The following is a 1,601-nucleotide window of genomic DNA, read 5'->3' as shown; positions in this document are numbered from 1 at the left end:
TACCGGGTGATCTTGGTCGTGAACCCGTCTACCAGGGGCTTCACTCACATGTCGAACCAACTGACCTTCTCACGCATCAAGTTGGCAAAGGCTCAATATTGCACCGACGGTAGATTGCCCGGTCGAACCGCGGCGGGCGACCGCCGTCACGGCCTCGGTTGAGGCGGTGGCGTTGCTGGTCCTGCTTCTCCGAAACTGGCTCGCCGACTGGAACGAGGACCCCAGGCCCTTCGCTTGGACCAAGACCGCCGACGCGATCCTCGACAAAGTCGCCGCGTATTCCCGGCGAATCTCTGACTCAGGTCACTAGAGCAAATGCAGCAGTCTTTTCAGGAGTCCGTAACTTGCGGCCTGTCGGGAGACGAGCACACTGCCGGCATCGCGTGGGATGTCACGGATACGGGTCTGGGTGGTACGGGCTAGCAAATCGCCCGCGCAGTTGGAGGCGTGAAAGAAGGACGCCGCGTAGCCCTGGGGGAGGTTGACTTGTTGAGTGTGCGGGGAGAGATTCACGCATGCTTTGGTGGTATGAGAGTTGATGGTGATGACCGTACTGTCCGCCACCAGGGCTTGCGCTCCGGCACTGGTCAGTACGGTCGTGGAAAGCAGGCCGAGCATGATTTTCCTGAACACGGGCTGGCCAACGATGACGCGCCCAGTCTGTCACTGCCCGAACCATCCCGGCATGATGACGGCTCGACTCTAGCCCGCCAGGACAGGAGATGGCCGACCCCACTATGCTTGGTGTCGGCCGCTGTCTTGTTGTGGGACTCAGCCGTTCGGGCTGCTGGTGGCGCTATGCCAGATGGTCGAAAGCGCCGGCCTTCGCGCCGGCGATCATCGCGGCGATCTCGCCCCTCGTGTAGACCAGCGGGGTCTGTTGGGGCCGCTTGGAGTCGCACACGGCGATCAGGGCGCCGAACTTCACGCAGTTGTCGTTGCCCCCGCTGAACAGGCTCTTCTGCCAGGCGACACGGGAGAAGTCCGGTCCGGCGGGGTTGGGCTTGGCGTTGCTCACTTACAGCTCCTCGAGCATGTTCTCGATACGGCTGCGGGTCTCGGGTGGGCCGAGGGCCGTGGCCGGCAGGTGGTCAAAGACCTCGGTGTAGCGCCCCACATCGCTCGATCCCTCGAAGTACACCGAGTTGGTCAGATTCTCCACCCACACCACGCCCGGGTTGGGCTCGGGAAACCCATGAGCATGAATGATCCGTACCAGCCGGTATGGAACCCTGTCTCGAAACGGTAGAAGCTGCAGCGTGATGTTCGTGCGCGGGTTCTATCTGACGCCTCGGGGTGCCGGGTTCGCGCTGCACATGAGCGCGAGTGAGGACCATCTGCGGGAGGTGCCGCAGGCGGTGTGTAAGACGGTCGCGGAGGCGGGGATAGACGAGGAAGTCGCCAAGGCGGCGCCGCGCGGAGACGGTGGCGTCCTCAGGCAAGCCCGTGGCGGCCTGACCCGGACCGCATCCGCGTTTGCCCCGGTCGGCGCGGAGCATGAGAGTGGTTCTGTCGCGCGTCAGACTTTCTGGCACAGGGGTTTGTTTGAGCCCCGTGAGCATGTAGGAGAGGCTGATGTCCCGTCCGCCGCAGTTCCCGGT

General features: G+C 63.5%; 3 protein-coding genes and 1 pseudogene. 1 reads left to right on the top strand and 3 read right to left on the bottom strand.

Annotation, left to right across the window (positions count from 1 at the left end; genetic code table 11):
* Positions 1-306: 306 nt before the first annotated feature.
* The 3 genes from ACZ7HQ_RS45370 to ACZ7HQ_RS45360 form a co-directional block, all read right to left on the bottom strand.
* Positions 307-633, bottom strand: a complete 327-nt coding sequence (locus ACZ7HQ_RS45370; protein ID WP_471003461.1) for a hypothetical protein — start codon at positions 631-633, stop codon at positions 307-309.
* A gap of 163 nt (positions 634-796) precedes the next feature.
* Complete coding sequence (locus ACZ7HQ_RS45365) at positions 797-1,018, bottom strand: DUF397 domain-containing protein (protein ID WP_471003458.1); 222 nt, start codon at positions 1,016-1,018, stop codon at positions 797-799.
* Positions 1,019-1,219: a Scr1 family TA system antitoxin-like transcriptional regulator gene (locus ACZ7HQ_RS45360; RefSeq protein ID WP_471003465.1), complete on the bottom strand. Its 201-nt coding sequence runs from the start codon at positions 1,217-1,219 to the stop codon at positions 1,019-1,021.
* A 40-nt stretch (positions 1,220-1,259) separates the two neighbouring features.
* Here ACZ7HQ_RS45360 and ACZ7HQ_RS45355 point away from each other — a divergent pair.
* A pseudogene (locus tag ACZ7HQ_RS45355) lies at positions 1,260-1,601 on the top strand (hypothetical protein); the annotation flags it as partial.

Source organism: Streptomyces sp. NPDC037290 (assembly GCF_055603245.1).
Note: the sequence above shows the minus strand (reverse complement) of the source record. Positions and strands in the feature narration are given on the sequence as shown.